General features: G+C 53.2%; 15 protein-coding genes. 9 read left to right on the top strand and 6 right to left on the bottom strand.

Features of this window, described 5'->3' with window-relative positions:
- Positions 1 to 50: 50 nt before the first annotated feature.
- The 3 genes from ACIGCM_RS00405 to ACIGCM_RS00395 all read right to left on the bottom strand — a co-directional run bounded on the left by ACIGCM_RS00405 (position 51) and on the right by ACIGCM_RS00395 (position 2,639).
- Complete coding sequence (locus tag ACIGCM_RS00405) at positions 51 to 632, bottom strand: HupE/UreJ family protein (protein WP_397500083.1); 582 nt, start codon at positions 630 to 632, stop codon at positions 51 to 53.
- A gap of 5 nt (positions 633 to 637) precedes the next feature.
- Positions 638 to 1,501, bottom strand: coding sequence for a DUF4198 domain-containing protein (locus ACIGCM_RS00400; protein WP_397500082.1), 864 nt, complete (start codon positions 1,499 to 1,501; stop codon positions 638 to 640).
- Between the two features lie 70 nt (positions 1,502 to 1,571).
- The gene (locus tag ACIGCM_RS00395) at positions 1,572 to 2,639 is read right to left on the bottom strand and encodes a hypothetical protein (protein ID WP_397500081.1); all 1,068 of its coding nucleotides are present in this window, start codon (positions 2,637 to 2,639) and stop codon (positions 1,572 to 1,574) included.
- Positions 2,640 to 3,088: 449 nt separating this feature from the next.
- On the opposite strand from ACIGCM_RS00395, the gene ACIGCM_RS00390 reads away from it, so the two are divergent.
- The 4 genes from ACIGCM_RS00390 to ACIGCM_RS00375 all read left to right on the top strand — a co-directional run bounded on the left by ACIGCM_RS00390 (position 3,089) and on the right by ACIGCM_RS00375 (position 6,696).
- Complete coding sequence (locus ACIGCM_RS00390; protein WP_397500080.1) at positions 3,089 to 4,135, top strand: diguanylate cyclase; 1,047 nt, start codon at positions 3,089 to 3,091, stop codon at positions 4,133 to 4,135.
- Positions 4,136 to 4,147: 12 nt separating this feature from the next.
- Complete coding sequence (locus ACIGCM_RS00385) at positions 4,148 to 5,347, top strand: NAD(P)/FAD-dependent oxidoreductase (protein WP_397500079.1); 1,200 nt, start codon at positions 4,148 to 4,150, stop codon at positions 5,345 to 5,347.
- Between the two features lie 113 nt (positions 5,348 to 5,460).
- Entirely contained in the window at positions 5,461 to 6,072 is a 612-nt protein-coding gene (locus ACIGCM_RS00380; RefSeq protein WP_397500078.1) for a DUF4823 domain-containing protein, read from the top strand.
- Positions 6,073 to 6,126: 54 nt separating this feature from the next.
- Entirely contained in the window at positions 6,127 to 6,696 is a 570-nt protein-coding gene (locus tag ACIGCM_RS00375) for a DUF1285 domain-containing protein (RefSeq protein WP_397500077.1), read from the top strand.
- 235 nt (positions 6,697 to 6,931) lie between these two features.
- On the opposite strand, the gene ACIGCM_RS00370 is transcribed toward ACIGCM_RS00375, so the two are convergent.
- On the bottom strand, positions 6,932 to 8,587 hold the full coding sequence (locus ACIGCM_RS00370) for an electron transfer flavoprotein-ubiquinone oxidoreductase (protein WP_397500076.1): 1,656 nt from the start codon (positions 8,585 to 8,587) through the stop codon (positions 6,932 to 6,934).
- Positions 8,588 to 8,907: 320 nt separating this feature from the next.
- Here ACIGCM_RS00370 and ACIGCM_RS00365 point away from each other — a divergent pair, with 320 nt between their 5' ends.
- Together ACIGCM_RS00365 and ACIGCM_RS00360 are read left to right on the top strand one after the other, a co-directional pair.
- On the top strand, positions 8,908 to 9,657 hold the full coding sequence (locus ACIGCM_RS00365; protein WP_397500075.1) for an electron transfer flavoprotein subunit beta/FixA family protein: 750 nt from the start codon (positions 8,908 to 8,910) through the stop codon (positions 9,655 to 9,657).
- Positions 9,658 to 10,587, top strand: a complete 930-nt coding sequence (locus tag ACIGCM_RS00360) for an electron transfer flavoprotein subunit alpha/FixB family protein (RefSeq protein WP_397500074.1) — start codon at positions 9,658 to 9,660, stop codon at positions 10,585 to 10,587.
- Positions 10,588 to 10,653: 66 nt separating this feature from the next.
- Here ACIGCM_RS00360 and ACIGCM_RS00355 read toward each other — a convergent pair whose 3' ends face one another.
- Entirely contained in the window at positions 10,654 to 11,604 is a 951-nt protein-coding gene (locus tag ACIGCM_RS00355; RefSeq protein WP_397500073.1) for an alpha/beta fold hydrolase, read from the bottom strand.
- Positions 11,605 to 11,714: 110 nt separating this feature from the next.
- On the opposite strand from ACIGCM_RS00355, the gene ACIGCM_RS00350 reads away from it, so the two are divergent.
- From ACIGCM_RS00350 to ACIGCM_RS00340, 3 genes are read left to right on the top strand one after another with little or no spacing between them, the layout of a single operon-like run.
- Positions 11,715 to 12,539: a substrate-binding periplasmic protein gene (locus tag ACIGCM_RS00350; protein WP_397500072.1), complete on the top strand. Its 825-nt coding sequence runs from the start codon at positions 11,715 to 11,717 to the stop codon at positions 12,537 to 12,539.
- A gap of 42 nt (positions 12,540 to 12,581) precedes the next feature.
- Positions 12,582 to 12,935: a DUF4398 domain-containing protein gene (locus tag ACIGCM_RS00345; RefSeq protein WP_397500071.1), complete on the top strand. Its 354-nt coding sequence runs from the start codon at positions 12,582 to 12,584 to the stop codon at positions 12,933 to 12,935.
- The gene (locus ACIGCM_RS00340) at positions 12,932 to 13,744 is read left to right on the top strand and encodes an OmpA family protein (protein ID WP_397500070.1); all 813 of its coding nucleotides are present in this window, start codon (positions 12,932 to 12,934) and stop codon (positions 13,742 to 13,744) included. Before ACIGCM_RS00345 ends, ACIGCM_RS00340 begins: the two co-directional genes overlap by 4 nt.
- A gap of 167 nt (positions 13,745 to 13,911) precedes the next feature.
- Here ACIGCM_RS00340 and ACIGCM_RS00335 read toward each other — a convergent pair whose 3' ends face one another.
- On the bottom strand, positions 13,912 to 15,156 hold the full coding sequence (locus tag ACIGCM_RS00335) for an HD-GYP domain-containing protein (protein WP_397501070.1): 1,245 nt from the start codon (positions 15,154 to 15,156) through the stop codon (positions 13,912 to 13,914).
- Positions 15,157 to 15,277 lie beyond the last annotated feature (121 nt).

Genomic DNA, 15,277 nt, shown 5'->3' with positions numbered 1-15,277 from the left:
CGTGACGCTGTAAGCGGCTAATAGGTATTAGCCGCTTACAGCGTTTGGGCTTATAGCTGAGCGGTCAAGTAAACCCCGAGTAGGGCGCAAATTGCGCCCAGTACGCGAAGTATCACGCGGCCACGGGCAAGTTTGAATAACAGCAGTGCGCCGACTGCGCCGACGACATGCAAGAAGGCCGTGCTACTCAGGAATCCGGCCGAGTAGGTCAGCTTGTTGTCCATCACCGGCATTTCGTAGCCGTGGGCATAGCCGTGGAACATACCGAAGATGCCCACGCCTATTGAAGCTATGACCACGGGGAAGGTCTTTTCAAAGGCAATGGCCAGTCCGAGTAACACAACCGACATACAAATGCCGATTTCCACACCCGGCAGGTCTACTTGTTCAAAGCCAAGAACTCCACCGACCATCATGCTGCAAACGAAGGCGCTGGGCACAATCCAGATTGCGCGGCCTCCCATTTGGGTGCTCCATGCACCAATGGCGATCATTGCCAGCAAGTGATCCATGCCTGATAACGGATGCAGCCAGCCAGCCTGTACGCCTGAGTGCGCCTGAGCGCCTGTACTGACGAGCATGATGATCAGCCAGAGTCCTAACTGAGGTAAATGTTGTGTACGCAGGTTCATAAGACTTACTCGTTAGATTGGGTCGTTAGCTGAACGGTCAGAGAAGCCCACAGGCTTTCCCAGTCGCTATCGTCTTCACTGCTGGGCTCCATATGCACGGCATTGAACAGCCACAAACCACCTTGAGGCAGCTTGAAATCAACTCTGCCCTGGGCGTCGGACGTAGCGCTTAGCTCGATAGGTGGGTCGGCCTTCAATTGCGCCTTGATCAAGGTGTTCGCCAGAGGCTCACCCAGGAACGTCAATTGAATGCTAAAGGGCTGGTCGGTGCGCAGCGCCAGAGGATCGGTCTTCAGGGAGAGCTCTAGCGGTAAGCCAATCTGCTTGTCGTAGCCCTGACTTTGACCATCAACCAAGATGATACTTTTTGCACAGCGGGAAAAATTCTCACGGCCAGGCGCATCAGCCAGGCCGAAACGCTCACGCGTTTTCAGCACTTGAATCAGGCCTTCTTCCTTCAAGTACTTGTTGAACTCAACTGCCGATAGCTCCAGGTGAGCGCTGTTGGTCCGCATACCGACAACAGTCGCACCTGGAGAGCGGGTGGTGAAGTTGCCGACTGCCAGCATGCGATCACGGCCTGCAACCTTCCACTCTCCTTGGGCATCGCTGGCTGTGAACCAGTTAACCAGATTGTCCACGCGAGGGGTTTTCACCCCAGGCCAGGTTGGCCCGACTCGCAGTTCGAATACGACCCTTTGCTTGACGCCAGTTTGCGCATCGTGAGGCACTAACCAGAATTCATGGGCGCTTGCCATTGGTGCCAGCGTCAATATGGACAGTGCCAAGGTTGTTTGACGTAGCCGGTGGGCTAGATTGCTTGAGCGGCGCAGCGCACCGTCTGCTAAAGAGGCTATTAGCGAAAACACGGTTTCGTCCTTGATTTCGTGAGCGGTGACCCGCAGCAATCAACTCAAGCGCTGCGGGCGTATTGATGGATCAATCGACAGTGGTCGGGACCAAATAAGGGAAGCCTGGTGTATGCAGTTTTGGGTTACTGATTTTCTGATCAGTCGGTGTGCCAAGCAGCATGGTCAAGACAGCGCTCATTGCGTCGTCATCGAGTGAGCGTCCATTGCGCTCGCTGGCAGCATATTTAGCCGCAGTTCCCACTTTGTAAGTGAGCACATCAGGTATCAGCATATCGGCGACTTTGTCGGCGTACTTGATTGGGTCTTTTTGGCTGTTTGCCAATAATGTTGCGCGGGTGATGCGGGCAGAAATTAGTGATTTGATAGTCTTCTGAGTATCAGGGCGGCTACCATCAAGCTGGGCTTTGAGTGCACCATTTTCAAACAGCATGGTGTGAGAGATCAGCGGGTTTGCTGAGTACTGAACCTGCTGCCAGGCCCCATTCTTTTGCGCGTCAGTGGTCATAAATACCCGTACGCTCGAACCTAGCATTGAGTTCGGTACATCCAACACGATTGCAGCGGCCTTACGGCCGATAAAAATACTTTTGCCCTGTGCCTGCGCCCAGATTGATGGGTCGTAAGCGGTGCCATTGTGAAGTTGAGCGCGCAGCAAACCAAGGCTGGTGGAGTTACCGTAGAAGGGGTCTTTGACGACACCGGTCCAGACTTTGATGCCATTCTCTAGTTCGGTGGTTTTACCAACGCGGCCATCGGTCAATTTAGCGCCTTTGGTTCCTGCTGCGACGTTAGGGGCATCCGCTGCGTACAGGCTGAATTCATCATCACCTGTATAGCTGACGCTATACGTATGGCCGGTTTTATAAGCCTCATCATTGGCAACGTGGATGTTATACAGCGCGTGAGTGGAGAGGGCTCCGTCTACTCCAGCTTTGGGAACCGCACTAAAGGTCATCACAAATACTGTGTGATCGGGACGCTCAGAAGCAAATACGAAGTTATCCAACTGGTTAAGCGTTGGCGTTTTTTGCACGATGCGGGATTCGAAGTGATGGCTCGCCAGCGCTTGGCCGCTGCATGCAATGGCTGCGGTGAAGGCGATGGCTGTATGGACTGTCCTTAGACTCTTGAACATCTGTAGCTCCCTATTAATTAACTTGAGCGCATTACGCTGTGTACATAGTGTAGTACGTGTGCTGCCTGGTGTCTTAGCGGGGACTGAGAGTATCGGTGGCCTATTTACGGGTCAACCGACTGGGTGCTGGCTTTCGCGCAGGTTCAGTGGGCAAAAAAACCAAGGGCAGGGCGGCGAAATAGTCATCTAACTACCCATAACTGACTGGTTAGAACAGGGAATGCTGACTATCTTTAGCGGGGCTAGCAGCTCTATTCAGCCGTATGGCACCGGATTTATTAATCGCCGTGCTGTCGTCCAGTTGCAGACACTTGGTGACAGAAATACAGTGGTATAACAGCCCGATTACCCTATGAATTTGAGACGCTTTGGTCTCTTGCAATCGCAGTAATGAATGCCCCGGTAATACCTAGCGCTGTACTTTTCAGAAGATTCCTAGGGTAGGGTTTATGGTAAGCAATCCAAAAGCCGGTCTGTCTTTCGCCAAACGCACTTCATTGCCTCGGGCAATTGGCTTGGGTGTGGGTTTTTTCGCAGTTGCCAGCGTGCTTTGGGGGCGTGAGCACTCTGTGGCTGTGTGGGCGCTGCTGGTTGGCTACTGCTTTGTTTGGCCATGGCTCGCTTATTTCCTGTCATGCATGGCTGCTTCGCCTTTTGTGAATGAGCGCAGACATGTACTGGTCGACTCGTTTATGGGAGGCTTTTGGATAGCCACCATTGAGTTCAACCTGTTACCTACCGTGATGATGCTGTCTATGTTGGCGATGAACAACACTGCCACAGGAGGTGCCCGGTTCGTGGCCTTAGGCTTGTTGTTTCAACTGCTGGGCATGGCTGTTTCGATGTCGGTCTTCGGTTTTCAGCTGTCGCCTGAGACAAGCCAGCAAGTGGTTTATGGCTGTATCCCTATGTTGGTGATACATCCGATGACCATCGGCATGGTGCTTTACCAATTGGCAATGCAGCTTGGCCAGCACAAGAAAACCCTGCGTACATTGAGCCGCACTGACAGCCTTACCCAGTTGTTCAACCGAGGCTATTGGGTTGAGTGCCTGCAGTTGGTGTTTGAAGAGTGCCGGACGGGGCAACAACCTGCATGTCTGGCACTGATCGATATCGACAATTTTAAAAATACCAACGACAAACATGGGCATATTGTCGGGGACGATATTTTGTTAAGGGTTGCAGAGCGTATTCGCCAATTAGTGCGGGCCGATGATTTGGCAGGACGCTACGGCGGCGATGAATTTTGCGTGTTGTTGCCAAACACCGGGCCTGATCAGGCAGTGGACGTGATGGAGCGCCTCAGGCAAGACATCAGCACCCAACAGTTCCCCGCTGTGCCAGGGTTGCGCATAAGCTTGAGCATTGGTATCGCTCATTTTGATGAGCGCCTGGGCGATGCAACCACCTGGTTAAGTACCGCTGATCAAGCGCTTTATGCAGCCAAGCATCAAGGTCGGAATCGGACGGTGCTCCACCTGGCCTGTCTCTAAAAGGAAAGTACTATGGACCTGCGCTCAGGGCACTGTTTTTGGCCAATCAACTCAGGCTTAGTCAGGTCGTATCCCTGCCTGTCCGAGAATCTCAAGTGCGATGTATTGGTTATTGGCGCAGGCATTACCGGCGCTTTAGTGGCCGACCACCTTTCTCAGCTCGGTATTAATGTGCTGGTTTTGGACCGACGTGATGTAGGCCGGGGTAGCACCAGCGCTTCTACGGCGATGCTGCAATACGAGATCGATATGCACCTGAGTGACTTAATCACTCGTATTGGCAAGCCTCAGGCCGAACGCGCCTACCAGCTGTGCTCGGACGCTATCGACAACTTAGCGCAGCTGGCTGAACAACTGCCCGACTGCGGATTTTCACGCAAAGACAGTTTTTACTTTGCCTCATCAGAGGATGATGTTGAGTCACTTGAAAAGGAATATCAGGCGCGCAAACAAGCAGGTTTCGATGTTCAGTTGTGGGGGCGTGAGGCCATTGTGGAACACTTTAATTTCAGTGCCCCCTGCGGTATTTACTCCACGCAGGGGGCGCAGGTTGATCCATTCTTGCTTACCCATGCACTGCTAAAGCGGGCGCAGAGCAATGGCGCGTCGATATTTGACCGCACCCGAGTCGCTAAAATTGACCAGAGCGCGCAGGGCATAACCGCGATTACTGAGCGGGGACTTGAAGTCCGCGCACAAAAGGTGGTGTTCGCCTGCGGTTATGAAGCACAGAGCTGGTTGAAAGAAAAAGTCGTCGATCTCAACAGTACCTTCGCCCTTATCACCGAACCCAATGTAGTGTTCGACGGCTGGCACAAGCAATGCCTGCTTTGGGAGTCGGCACGGCCCTACAGCTATCTACGCACCACCAGTGATAACCGCATCATCATTGGCGGTGAGGATGAGGCATTCAAAAACAGCGAGCTTCGCGATGCAGTACTTGAGCACAAACGCACCAAGCTCATTAAGAAACTCGCTGAGCTAATGCCGAAAATTCCTTTTGAAGTGGCTTACGCTTGGGCAGGTACCTTTGGCGAGACTCAAGATGGACTGGCCTACATTGGCGAAACGGATGAATTCCCCAATGCTTACTTTGCCCTTGGCTATGGCGGCAACGGTATTACCTACAGTGTGGTTGCGGCGCAGATAATTGCCGATCTTTACTTAGGTAAGCCAAACGCAGATGCCGAAATTTTCCGCTTCGGTCGTTAGCGATTTAAATGTGGATGATTGCAGCGGCTAAAAAACCGTCGTCAGGGTTTGGCGTGGAACCTGCATTGCCTGCATATTCGCCGGTATTTTGGCACTGGCAAGGGAGAGGCGTAATGCGTAGTTTGTTGGCATTGATGGTTTTGCTGGCGCTGTTGCCGCTAAGCGGCTGCATGACGGTCAGCGATATGGCCGCCGGGACCGAGTATCAATTGCGTGATGCCGGCGTGCTTGACCATAGCAACACACAGCGGGCTAACTCGCGACGCTTGCAGGCAGATTCATTTATCTACATCGCCCAAGGCTATTTCACGCCACGTGGCGAGGCTAATCCAAAAGCCAATATTGTTGCCGAGGAAGCCTTTAAAGGCTTTATCGAATACTTCCCACTGGTACGCAGGGCGCGGACACCGTTGGGCCTTGAGCAAGCCATGAGTGAGGCGCGGGGTGCAGGCGCGCACTATTTGCTTTATGGGCGTTTTGCCACAGCAGATGACCGCATAGGCACCGGCACCGAGTGGGAAGATCAAGAAGCCCTAGACCGAATCGGGGTCGATAGCGGGGTGATACAGCTCATGTTGATCGAGACGAGCACCCGCTATTTGGTCGATACTGCGCGTATTCGTAGCCGCGGCGGCTTCCTGACGTTTTATGATGAGAAGCCGGAAGACTTGATCGGACCTCCGCTGGAACAATATGCGCGTAGTCTGATTGGCTTAAGTGATTAACTGCCCGGCATTGGACCTGTGTCTCAATGCTGACCAGAGCAAGGAGCAGAAGGTATGAGTGATCCAGGCAAGGCCAATGACCTGCTTTCGCAGATCCCAAAGAGCGAGAAAAAAGGTCTGCCACCGGTACACCTTTGGAATCCCGAATTCTGTGGCGATATCGACATGCGTATCGCCCGTGATGGCACTTGGTTTTATATGGGTACACCCATTGGTCGTAAGCCGATGGTTAAGCTTTTCTCAACCATTATCCGCCGTGACGGCGATGACTATGTCTTAGTGACGCCTGTCGAAAAAGTTGGGATTCGCGTCGATGTTGCCCCCTTTGTCGCGATTGCACTGGCGGTTGAAGGCGAGGGTGAGACGCAGGTTTTGCGATTTACCAATAATGTGGATGATGAGTTTGTCGCTGATGCCGAACATCCAATTCGCGTTGAACTTGACTCGAAAACTCAGGAACCCACACCCTTTGTACGGGTGCGCACCAATCTTGAGGCGCTGATTCACCGCAATGTGTTTTATCAGTTGGTTGAATTGGCGGTGCCAAAGGCGATCGATGGCCAGAACTGGCTCGGTGTGTGGAGCAGTGGCGAGTTTTTCCGAATAGCCCCGCAACCGGATTGAGTTGTGTCGGATGTGGCAACGCTAAACGTGCCCACCAAGGGGCAGTCAATATCGAGAATATCCGCGGCCCAAAATGGTGGCTGTAAAAGCGTCAGCCACCCATGTGCGGCAATATGCAGAATCTCTGCGAGTAAGTGGTGGATGAAAAAAGCGCCACTCTACAAATTCTTCAAATCGCAGCCATAAAAAAATGCCCGCTGTTTTCGCAGCGGGCATTTTTGCTAAGCGCTCGAAACTACATGTTCGGGTAATTCGGGCCGCCAGCACCTTCAGGCGCTACCCAAGTGATGTTCTGGGCAGGGTCTTTAATGTCACAGGTCTTACAGTGCACGCAGTTCTGCGCGTTGATCTGGAACTTCTTCTCGCCATCTTCCTTGGTCACGATCTCGTAAACCCCGGCAGGGCAGTAGCGCTGCGCCGGTTCATCGTACATCGGCAGGTTTTTGTCCACTGGAATGCTCGCATCGGCCAGCTTCAAGTGGCACGGCTGCTCTTCTTCGTGGTTGGTGCTCGATAGGAATACCGAAGACAGTTTGTCGAAGCTTAGTTTGCCGTCTGGTTTCGGGTAGTCGATACGCTTGGAGTCAGCTGCGAGCTTTAGGCAGGCGTAGTCTGGCTTGGTGTCATGCAGGGTGAACGGAATCTTACCGCCGAAGATATTCTGGTCGATAAAGTTGAACGCGCCCCCCAGTAGGGCACCGTATTTATGCATGGCTGGTCCGAAGTTACGGCTGCAGAACAGCTCGTCATAGAGCCAGCTCGACTTGAAGCTGTCGACGTAGCCGGTCAATTCGTCGCCACCTTCTTTACCCGCGAACAGCGCGTCAGCAACAGCGTCAGCCGCCAGCATGCCTGACTTCATTGCGGTATGGCTGCCTTTGATTTTGGCGAAGTTGAGGGTGCCCAGGTCGCAGCCGATCAATGCGCCGCCATTGAACACCATTTTCGGCAGCGAGTTGAGGCCACCTTTAGCAATCGCACGAGCGCCATAGCTAACGCGCTTGCCGCCTTCCAGGTATTGAGCAACCACTGGGTGATGCTTGTAGCGCTGGAACTCGTCGAATGGCGACAGGAATGGGTTGCTGTAGGACAGGTCAACGATCAGGCCGACAACCACTTGGTTGTTTTCCAAGTGATAAAGGAACGAGCCGCCCATATTTTCATCGTCCAGCGGCCAACCGGCGGTGTGAACAACCAAACCTTGTTCGTGTTTGGCAGGATCGATATCCCAGATTTCCTTGAGACCAATGCCGTAATGCTGGGCATCGGCTTCAGTATCGAGGTTGAATTTTTTGATCAGTTGTTTGCCCAGATGGCCACGGCAGCCTTCAGCAAACAGGGTGTATTTGGCGCGCAGTTCAATACCTGGCGTGTATACGCCTTCTTTCGGATTGCCCTCACGATCAACGCCCAAATCGCCAGTCAGAATACCGGTAACCACGTTATTTTCGTTGATCAAGACTTCTTGTGCTGCGAAGCCCGGGTAAATTTCTACGCCGAGGTTTTCGGCCTGCTGAGCCAGCCAGCGGCACAGATTGCCCAGCGAGATAATGTAATTACCTTCGTTGTGCATGGTCTTAGGCACGAACATGCCAGGGATCTTGGTTGCGCTTTGGGCGTTCTTCAACATATAAATGTCGTCACGCTTTACTGGCGTGTTGAGCGGGGCTTCAAGCTCTTTCCAGTTAGGGAACAACTCGTTCAGCGCGCGCGGCTCAAATACGGCACCCGAGAGTATGTGGGCGCCAACTTCAGAACCTTTTTCGACCACGCAGACGCTAATTTCTTTACCTGCGTCGGCAGCTTTTTGTTTCAGTCGGCAGGCGGCAGACAGGCCAGAAGGCCCAGCGCCAACGATGACGACGTCGAACTCCATAAATTCGCGTTCCACAGGTTATCTCCTACTCAGGCACTCTTAATATTTTATAATGTTGGCTGGCTCGCGCCCAAAGCCATGCTGGCGCATTATATCGACACATGCCAGTTGATCCAATACAAACGTTTGTTTGAATTTTTTGTAGGACTGGTAGGATATTACTACAAGAAAGATGACTGGCCAGTTCGGTGTATTGACCACACCCTGCTGTACAGTCAAGATACGGTCGGTTTTGCGCTCGCCGTCTGGGCTGAAGGTTGGTTAACGCCGACCGGCATCACTGGCCAGGTCCATCTTGGCGACATTCTTATTCACCAGAGAGTAACGGGGAATCCATGAAGGTTCTTGTAGCTGTCAAACGAGTGGTCGACTACAACGTCAAGGTTCGCGTTAAAGCGGACAACAGCGGCGTTGATCTTGCGAACGTCAAGATGTCGATGAACCCTTTCTGCGAAATCGCTGTAGAAGAAGCGGTGCGCCTGAAAGAAAAAGGCGTGGCGAGCGAAATCGTCGTCGTGACCATTGGCCCGTCAACGGCTCAAGAGCAACTGCGTACTGCGCTGGCTCTGGGTGCTGATCGTGCAATCCTGGTTGAATCCAGCGAAGAATTGAGCTCACTGGCTGTGGCCAAGCTGCTTAAAGCAGTGGTCGATAAAGAGCAGCCACAGTTGGTCATCCTCGGTAAGCAGGCGATCGACAGCGATAACAATCAGACTGGCCAGATGCTGGGCGCGCTGACCGGTTACGCGCAAGGCACCTTCGCCTCCAAGGTTGAAGTGGCTGGCGACAAAGTTAACGTCACCCGTGAAATCGACGGCGGCCTGCAGACTGTTGCACTGAATCTGCCTGCAATCGTGACCACTGACCTGCGTTTGAACGAGCCTCGCTATGCGTCGCTGCCGAACATCATGAAGGCCAAGAAGAAGCCACTGGAAAACATCACCCCAGACGCATTGGGTGTTTCCACCGCTTCTACCGTCAAGACCGTGAAAGTTGAAGCGCCTGCCACTCGCAGCGCTGGCATCAAGGTTAAGTCGGTTGCTGAATTGGTCGAGAAACTGAAGAACGAAGCGAAGGTAATCTAAATGGCTATCTTAGTTGTTGCAGAACACACGAATGACGCTCTGGCTGCTGCCACGCTGAACACTATTGCCGCGGCGCAAGCCATTGGTGGCGATATTCACGTACTGGTTGCAGGCTCGGGCTGCGGCGCCGCTGCTGAAGCCGCTGGCAAAGTCGCTGGCGTGTCTAAAGTATTGGTTGCCGATAACGCTGCCTTTGCTCACCAGTTGCCTGAAAACGTTGCGCCGCTGATCGCTGAGCTGGGCGCTGGCTACAGCCACATTCTGGCGGCTGCGACCACCAACGGCAAAAACTTCCTGCCACGCGTTGCCGCGCAGCTGGACGTTGATCAGATCTCTGAAATCATCGCGGTCGAAAGCCCGGATACTTTCAAGCGTCCGATCTACGCCGGTAACGCCATCGCTACCGTGCAGTCATCTGCTGCGATCAAAGTGATCACCGTGCGTTCCACCGGTTTTGACCCAGTTGCTGCTGAAGGTGGCTCTGCTGCCGTTGAAGCGGTATCGGCTGGCGCTGATTCGGGCAAGTCTGCATTTGTTGGCGAAGAGCTGGCGAAGTCGGACCGTCCTGAACTGACTGCCGCAAAAATCGTCATTTCTGGCGGTCGCGGCATGCAGAACGGCGACAACTTTAAGCATCTGTACGCAGTTGCCGACAAGTTGGGCGCTGCTGTCGGTGCTTCGCGCGCCGCAGTTGATGCAGGCTTTGTACCGAACGACATGCAGGTCGGTCAGACCGGTAAAATCGTTGCGCCACAGCTTTACATTGCTGTCGGCATCAGCGGTGCCATCCAGCACTTGGCCGGTATGAAAGACTCGAAAGTCATCGTCGCTATCAACAAGGACGAAGAAGCACCGATCTTCCAGGTTGCAGACTACGGTCTGGTTGCTGACCTGTTTGAAGCCGTGCCTGAGCTCGAAAAACTGGTTTAATCCGGTTTAACGCGTTCAATAAAAACCCGCTCATTTGAGCGGGTTTTTATTGCCTGGAGAAAACCTTCAAGTTTTGTGTTTGCTCAGGGTTTGGGCAACTGTGTCGAGAAACGCTTGGTAGTGCTCGGCGGTCTCGGCAGGGCGTTCGACCATCGGTACATGGCCACAGTCTTTCATTACGACCACGCTTGGGTGTTTGAGCAATGGCTGCATAACCTTGATGCTCGATACATCCAGCACGCGGTCTTGATCACCCCAAAGCAGCAGAGTTGGCGCTTCGATCTTTGGAAGTTCAGGCTCAAGTGGAATGTAACGGTCACGCAATTGGCTGAATATCTGCTCATTCAGGCCACTGCTGGCTATGGCTTGCTCGGCCATATAGGTTTTCAGCCGTTCAGGTAGCGTCGGTGCTTTATAAAACACGAAGTCGATAAGTTGATCGAACTGCTGCGGGGTTTTGACCACGAGCGGATTGGGTTTGTCCTGCTCGATAAGCCGATACAGTTCACTTTCATGCGGCGCGTCGATGCCCGCGTTATCGAGCAAGGCGACGCTGGCAACCTGATGCGGATAACGCGCCCCATACAGTGCGGCTATTTGCCCGCCCATGGAGTTGCCAATTATGTGCAGGCGTTTGATCCCCAGGGCTTGGGTGAACGCCGCAATTCGCTCTGCCTGGGTGCCTACGTCATAGCTGGCGGGCGGTTTACTGCTGTCACCAAAGCCTGGCAGGTCGAGTGCGATGACATGGTAGCGCTTGGTGAAATAACGGGCGAATTGCAGCCAATTGTTTTTATCCGCGCCAAAACCATGGACCATGAGAATGGTTTCGCCATCCTTGGGGCCGCCTTCATAGTAATGAATGCTAAGATCGGCGACTTCAAGCTGCTTGCTGGATAGGCCTGCAACTGTTTGCCCAATCAACTGTATGCTTGCCATCAGCGTTGCCGGGAATACGTAAAGTACGGTGCCGGCTGCGGCAATGACCAGGATTAGGGCGAGTAAAATTTTTTTCATTGCATGTCCTTATAACCCGTTATTCTGCGCTGGCGTTAAACTAGCACGAAGTCTGCGCCGGGCGCTGAGGTGCTGTAAGGCAACATCTAAGGTTAAACTGAGATTTATCAATGCTTGATCGTCACTTGCTAAAGTCCTGCGTACTGGCCATCTCTTGTTTGAGCGCTTCGAGCCTGTCATTTGCCGAAGGTTCGTGTGAACGTCTGGTCGCGACGGGGAACCCGAATAATCCGCCATTCATGTGGCGTGACCCGCAAAACCCTAAGCAATTAATGGGCGCTCAAGCCGATATGCTGCAGAAGGTCGCTAAAGACCTTGGGGTGCAACTGGACGTGCTGTACAGCCGCTCATGGGAAAAAGCTGAGGACGAGGTTAAGAGCGGCCGCATCGATCTATTGGCCGGTGCCGAACTAAAACCAGCTGCGCTCGATGATATGGATTTCATCTATCCATCGGTTTACAGCCATGATGCAGTGGTTTGGGTGCGCAATATCCTTAGTTTTCCCTACATCGAATGGTCTGACCTGCGTGAGCGCAAAGGAGCAAAGGCGGCTGATCCCCTGACTCCTGCCTTCAACGACTACGCCAAAGCCAATTTGAATATCGAGCAGGCAGCCAACCTGAGTCAGGCTTTTCAGAAGTTGATGCTAGGTGAAGTTGATTATGTGCTGGCTGAGCGCGAGTCAGGGTTAGCGCGTGCAACCACGATGGGCCTGCAGGATGATTTACTGCCGCTGTCGCCGCCGATTGAGGGGCAGCCAATGTACCTGGCCTTATCCCATAACTCGGCCTGCAATGACGCCTGGTTACGCGGACAGTTGGCTAAAAAAATGACAGAGTTAACGGCCTCCGAGTTACCAGCATCATTGCTTGAGCAAAATTTGCTGCGTTGGAAGCAGCAACAAACGGAACCCGTTGGTGCACCTAAATCCTAGGGTCTATTGGCGTTCTGTTTCGATCCGTATTGGGGTATTTCAGTGATTAATCGATTTTTTCCAGCGTCTTTGGTTTTGCTGGTATTGGCGGGTTGTGCCAACGATCCAGTGCCGACCGAGCAACTGCGTTTGACTGAACAGGCCATTGAGCAGGCCAGCGCTGTTGGTGCGACGGCTGAAGATGCTTCCATGCAACTGGCGCTAAGCAAGCAGCAGTTGGCCAAGGCTGCGTTACTGGATGAGCAATATAAAGAGGCGCGAGTCCTGGCTGAGCAAGCCGAGTTGGATGCACGTGAAGCTGAGTCGCGGGTATTGGCGAGCAAAAGCACAGAGCAGTTGCTGGAAATCAATAAACGCATTAACCGCATGCGCAAGCAGCTGGGGTACCAGTTATGAATAAACTGCGCCCAGTTTCAGTTATTGCCGTTTTGGGGCTCGTACTGAGCGGCTGTGCAACTTCGCAGCAGGCCAGTGATGATGCCCTTGAAACCGCGCGCTCAAGCTTCCAGTTGGTTAAGGAAGACTCCAACGCGTTGCGCAGTGCGCCAAAGGATGTGATTCGTGCTGGCGAGTCGCTGGCCAAGGCAGATCGTCTGTCCAGTTACTGGGGCAGCGAGGCTGATGTCGCGCATTATGCTTACCTGAGCCAACGCTACAGTGCCATCGCCAGGCAAAAAAGTGAGTTGATGCTCAATCAAGAGCGTGAAGCTAAGTTGGAGCTTGAGCGTCAGCGTCTGCAATTGGCCCTGCGCGAAGCAAAAATGCTGAGCCTGCAAGAACAGGGCAATCTGCTCGGTGATCAGATGATCAGCCTTGCGACCACTGAAACCGAGCGCGGCTTGATCATCACCCTGGGTGACGTGTTGTTCGATGCGGGCCATGCTGATTTGAAACCTTCAGCCAACCGGACGGTGCTCAAGGTCGTGCAGTTCTTACAGCTCAACCCACGGCGTATCGTGCGTATCGAGGGTTATACCGATAGCAGCGGTGATGATGCACAGAATCTTCAGCTGTCGCGCGATCGTGCACAGGCTGTCGCCGATGTCCTGACCGACTTGGGCGTCGATAGCAAGCGCATCAGCGTCAAGGGCTTGGGCGAGAGCTTCCCGGTTGCGGAGAATGCGTCAGTCAAGGGGCGTGCACAGAATCGCCGTGTTGAGATTGTGTTTTCTGACGAGCAGGGCAGCTTAGGCGAAAGCCGTTAATTACCAATCCATCATCGCTTGGTTTTGTAGGGCGGATGGCACTTTTCCATCCGCCATTTGGGCTGCCAAGGTCTGGGTTATTGATTCAGCTTTGAACATTTTGTTGCTTGCTCATGAGTGCGCAGACGTATTGGCGCAGCAGACGATTTCGCCACAATTGACGGTGCTCAATCGAACAGGGATTTCTTGCTGGCCTGCAAGCCCGACCATAGCGTCTCAAGGTGTTTAAAGTTCCAGTTGGCAGGGTCCTCGCGGCTAATGATTTTGTCCCGCCCAGCGACTTTGCTTAAGTCGATTATCTCCTGACCGATTGGTACTTTTGAGCGTGCTGAAAAAAACACTTTGACCACTGGCGTCAGCAGTGACTTTGCGCTTTGTTCCATCACCACCGCAAGGCGACCGCTCTCCAGGCGGACTAAGGCTCCGCATGGGTAAATGCCAACGCATTTAACGAAGGCCTGGAATATCGCTGCATCGAAATGACCTTGCCATTCAGCCATTTTGCGGATCGACTCTGCTGGGTCCCAGCCCTTTTTGTAGGGGCGGTCAGAGGTAATCGCGTCATACACATCGCAGACCGCTCCCATGCGGGCGAACAGGCTGATCGCATCCCCAGATGAGCCGCTCGGGTAGCCGCTACCGTCAATCTTTTCATGGTGACTAAGGCAGATATCCAGCACCTGCGGGCTGATCTGCGGATTATGCAATAGCATTTGGTGGCCTGCAGCAGGATGGCCACGCACCCTGTTGAACTCCTCTTCAGTCAGGCGACCGGGCTTGTTCAGAATTGAATCGGCAATCGCCATTTTGCCGATGTCATGCATCAGGCCGCCTATCCCGGCTTCTTTGGTTAACTGAGCGGGTAATTCGAGCTCCTGGGCGAGGGCTATCATCAGTGCGCTAACCGCAACTGAGTGCATGTAGGTGTATTCATCTGCGGTTTTTAAGCGTGCCAGGCTGATTAAGGCGCTGGGATGACGCTGTACCGATTCGGCAATTTCATCTATGAGTGCTGAAACCTGCTCGACTGCAATGGCTTTACCCATGCGCGCATCAGTGAACATTTCGACCACTGCTGCCTTGGATTTTGCGCAGGTTTTCAAGGCTCGGGTGATCTCATCATTGAGTTCTACTTTGCCAGCACGTTTGGATTGTTGCGCGCTGATGAGCAAGGCGTCAGCCTGCTCGGCAACTTGTGCAGGCGTTTTGCTGCTTTCTGAGATGGCAACGTCATCGCCTTTGCCAGCATCAATCCATAACTCGCGCAGGTTTGAGTTGCGAATGGCGCGTAAGTCTTCGATCCGCGTGAGGAGAAAACGTCCTTTCCAAAAGGGATGATCCATCCAAGAACCACTGAACTCATGGATGTACATGCCTAACTGTAGCTGGCTGACTTCGATTTTTTTGAGCACGGCTGGCAGGATACTCAAGTTGTGATTCACCCAAGTTTAGTGACGAATTACCCTCGTTGTGCAACGAATCCGCATGCACTGTAAGAAATGTGTGCCTGATTTGCCCCGCTGCAGCAGAACA

This window comes from Pseudomonas sp. NPDC078700 (genome assembly GCF_044542375.1).
Classification (GTDB): domain Bacteria; phylum Pseudomonadota; class Gammaproteobacteria; order Pseudomonadales; family Pseudomonadaceae; genus Aquipseudomonas.
Note: the sequence above shows the minus strand (reverse complement) of the source record. Positions and strands in the feature narration are given on the sequence as shown.

What these genes read in the sequence shown, in the direction of transcription:
- ACIGCM_RS00405 (WP_397500083.1), bottom strand. Translation starts at nt 632, where the DNA reads ATGAACCTGCGTACACAACATTTACCTCAGTTAGGACTCTGGCTGATC.
- ACIGCM_RS00395 (WP_397500081.1), bottom strand. Translation starts at nt 2,639, where the DNA reads ATGTTCAAGAGTCTAAGGACAGTCCATACAGCCATCGCCTTCACCGCA.
- ACIGCM_RS00390 (WP_397500080.1), top strand. Translation starts at nt 3,089, where the DNA reads ATGGTAAGCAATCCAAAAGCCGGTCTGTCTTTCGCCAAACGCACTTCA.
- ACIGCM_RS00385 (WP_397500079.1), top strand. Translation starts at nt 4,148, where the DNA reads ATGGACCTGCGCTCAGGGCACTGTTTTTGGCCAATCAACTCAGGCTTA.
- ACIGCM_RS00380 (WP_397500078.1), top strand. Translation starts at nt 5,461, where the DNA reads ATGCGTAGTTTGTTGGCATTGATGGTTTTGCTGGCGCTGTTGCCGCTA.
- ACIGCM_RS00375 (WP_397500077.1), top strand. Translation starts at nt 6,127, where the DNA reads ATGAGTGATCCAGGCAAGGCCAATGACCTGCTTTCGCAGATCCCAAAG.
- ACIGCM_RS00365 (WP_397500075.1), top strand. Translation starts at nt 8,908, where the DNA reads ATGAAGGTTCTTGTAGCTGTCAAACGAGTGGTCGACTACAACGTCAAG.
- ACIGCM_RS00360 (WP_397500074.1), top strand. Translation starts at nt 9,658, where the DNA reads ATGGCTATCTTAGTTGTTGCAGAACACACGAATGACGCTCTGGCTGCT.
- ACIGCM_RS00355 (WP_397500073.1), bottom strand. Translation starts at nt 11,604, where the DNA reads ATGAAAAAAATTTTACTCGCCCTAATCCTGGTCATTGCCGCAGCCGGC.
- ACIGCM_RS00350 (WP_397500072.1), top strand. Translation starts at nt 11,715, where the DNA reads ATGCTTGATCGTCACTTGCTAAAGTCCTGCGTACTGGCCATCTCTTGT.
- ACIGCM_RS00340 (WP_397500070.1), top strand. Translation starts at nt 12,932, where the DNA reads ATGAATAAACTGCGCCCAGTTTCAGTTATTGCCGTTTTGGGGCTCGTA.